The sequence below is a fragment of the Streptomyces sp. NPDC093109 genome, from assembly GCF_040701725.1.
GTDB lineage: Bacteria > Actinomycetota > Actinomycetes > Streptomycetales > Streptomycetaceae > Streptomyces.
The window spans coordinates 1-3,274 of sequence record NZ_JBFBEZ010000102.1 but is presented as its reverse complement, the minus strand read 5'-3'; the positions used below and the strand labels follow the sequence as shown (position 1 = coordinate 3,274).

Annotated in this window: 1 protein-coding gene; it reads right to left on the bottom strand. The window is 68.8% G+C overall.

The genetic code is table 11. The features are described from left to right. Positions 1-3,274, bottom strand: a 3,274-nt coding sequence (locus tag AB0389_RS37690; RefSeq protein ID WP_366400104.1) for a hypothetical protein, incomplete at both ends; no start/stop codon positions are given.

Here is a 3,274-nt window from a genome sequence, read left to right as displayed (position 1 = left end):
GTGGAACGTGTGGTGCCCGGCCGACACCATGCCACCGATCGCGGCCAGCCGGATCAGAACGGGATCCAGATCAAGACCCCAGATCTCATTCATATGGACCGCAGCGCGCATCAACAGATACGTGGAACCGGACGTGCCCGTGCGTATCAGGCCGCCCGTGGCCTCCGAACGCCGCTGGAAATCACTCCCCATCCGGATGGAGAACTTTTTCTCCGCCGACGCCCACGGCAAGATCTCCGCGTCACCCACCATCCGCCGCTCGGCCTCACTCAGCGGCGGACGCACCTCCGACGCCCGGAAATTCGACCGCAGAATCTCTTCGGCTTCCCGATACGCCCGCGCCCTCTCCTCATTCGACAGATCCGCGGTTTCGATTCGCTTGCGCTCTTCCATGTAAAGAATCCGCGCATCGACATTCACACGGTCGGCTCGCTCCGCCCTAACTTCCCTGGGGGTATTCATCTTGACACCCAGAAGATCGCGAATCAGGGCCGAACTCAGCCCAAAGAACAGGAACGTCAGCCGCTCACGCAGATTCCCCTCGTACGCCACACGTTTCAGGTCACTCAGCGAATTCCCCACGGCCCCCACGGTCCGCGGATTCACATGGCCGAAATAATGCAATTCCCCTTGGAACCTGGGATCCATTTCGGCGTGGCTCCACGCAGCCCGCGCCATCTTTCCGAGCTCGGCATTGGCAGCCTCGTGCTCGGACAGATAACCCGCGAGAGCCCTCTCGAACCTCACCGACTCCTGCATATAACGGAGCTGCGCCAACACCACGGGCGACACATCATCCTGAGCCCCACCACGACCCTGAACCGTCCGCCGAGTGCCGTATTCGTGCGCCAAACGCAGAGAGAGTTCCTCCGCCACCCGCGTGCCCCGCGTGCCAAAGGTGTACGCCACCATGGAGGCGAAGTCCGTCACCAGCCGCTGCCGCGCATGATCCTCAGCAGTCGGCTCAAGAGACATGGGCACGTGGTGATCGGCCCCCACCCGCTCAATGGCCCACGCGTTCACCCGACGGCTCTCGTCGGCATCCAGCCCCGTCAGATAGCCGATCGCGCCCTCGTGGACCGCCAGGTCCTCCGGCTCCAGGGCGAGCCGCTCGCCGGCGGGAGGCGTGTCCGTCGCGGGGCCCAGGTCGATGACCGTTACTCGGGTCTCCGGCTGTTGCGGCTGTTCCGCCTGTGCGTCCGTGTACGACACGAACCCGGTCCCGGCCAGCCAGGCGTCATCCCGCCGCCCGGCGTCGGCTGCCGCTCCCGGAGACAGCCGGAACCACGCGTTCGCCGGCACGGTGGTCATATCGCCGTCGTCGGACACCGAACCACCGGGCGGGCCGAAGATCCCCAGACCCGGGACACCCTCCAGGCGCTCCGACGATATCTCGATGTCCTCCGCGTACTCAGTCGCGTTGGCCGGGATGTGGACAGGGGCTCCGATGGCGGCGGCCAGCTCGGCGGCCCATGCGACCAGCCCTCCAGGGGTGTCCTCGACCGGGTGGGCAACCGCCAGCGGTTGCCCCGGCGACCAGCCCAGGTGGGGCAACATCGCCCTGAACTCCGCGGCGCCGAGCCGCTTGCTTCCGTCGAAACCGACGGCGTTCGGCACATAAGGCGGGCGCCGCGGGAACGTGACCATCGCGACGAAGCCATCGCCACCGGGGAGCATGGCGCGCAGCCGGGCGGCCGTCGCTTCCTCCCCCCGGTCGACCGCACCGTCGGTGGGACGGAACACGGCGGCACCTGGCACCTTCCTCACGAAGACACCGCCCAGCGATTCCAGCCCTTCCAGACCCGCGATCCCGGCCGGTTCCAGCAGCTCGGAGCGGGCTCGCCCGGCTCCCGGGCCGCCGTACCACGACGTCATCGCGAGCCGAGCCATGGCCTGCTCGCGGTCCGCGCGCCGCCAGAAGATGGTGTCGAGCATGCCGCGCAGCCGTTCGGTCCTCTCCGGCGTGTCCGGCTCGAAGACGACCACTGGCTCGGGCCCGTCGCCGACATGGCGCACTCCCTGCACCACGTCGGCGTGCGCCCCCACCTGTTCGTGGGCGGGCGGCCGCCAGCCCGGGTTGTGGGCCAGTCGCAGGGCCGCGTGGACAAGACCCAGCGCGATCTTTATGTCCGTCTGAATGTCCGCTTCATCCAGACCGCCGTCCGGGTGCCGGAACTCCACGTGGTCCGTGCCCTTGCCCTGGACACGCCTGAAGCTCAGCGCGTCCTTCTTCTCCCCGCTGGGGACGTCCTGGACGCTGGTGTACCGGCCGGGCGACTGCTCGGGCAGCTGCCCGGCCTGATCCAGACCGCGGTGGGCGTCGGCGCGCGGGTTCATCGCCAGACGCCACAACTCGTCCTGGTATCCGGTGAACAGCCCCCGCAGCGCCTCGTACGGCAGGACGTCGGTGCCGTACGAACGCGTGCCCACATGGACATGCCCGCCCGTCCGTTTCGTGATCTTGCCGCCGTGGTTGCGGATGATACCCACAGCGGTCCGCAGATCCCGCCAGGTCTGCGGAGTGTCGTGCAGGATGGGGGAGACCAGCTCGGCGTCCACGGTGGGGTCCGTCTCCAGGCGCCATCCGTCCCTGGAGCTCGTATAACCCTCCGTCTGCACCTCGTGGGTCTCACCGATCCCGGTCTGCGTGGTCAGCCCCGCAGCTCTCAGGTCGTCGACGAGCGCCTGGTACACGGCGTTCTTCTGCTCATGGGTGAGGCCATGGGGAAGGTCGAACTCGATCTCACGGCCGAACTCCAGACCACCGCGGGCCGGGTCGGCCAAGCCCCCGGTCGCGTCCTCCAGCATGTACGGCACGGGCGACTCGCCCCGCGCCACGCGGTCGGCAACCTGCTGGAACGTCTGTTCAAGCACCTCAGGCGTCGTTTCGGGCGCGCTGCCCATCGCCGACCACCAGGCCTGCGCGTGCTCCCGTACCACGGACGCCGGGACCTGTACGGGAGAGTCACTGCCGGGAGCCGGCCCCGGGGTGCCCTGCGGCAGCCGGGAGCTCACGGCCCGGAACAGCGCCGGGTCGGCCTCGACGGTGGGCTGCTCCCCGGCGGATTCCCGCGCCGGGGCGTGCGACGGTTCCGGCTCGCCCGTCGTTTCCCGGTCCTGCTCGGCACGGGCCCCCGGCGCGTTCCACAGGTTGCGGGTGGGGACGGGGGTGTCCTGAACGCGGCTGACGGTGCCCCGTGCCCGGGTGCCGGTATCGGCCCAGGTTTCGGTGACGGTGCCGTCGGGGTGATGGCTGCGCAGGGCCGGCGTACTG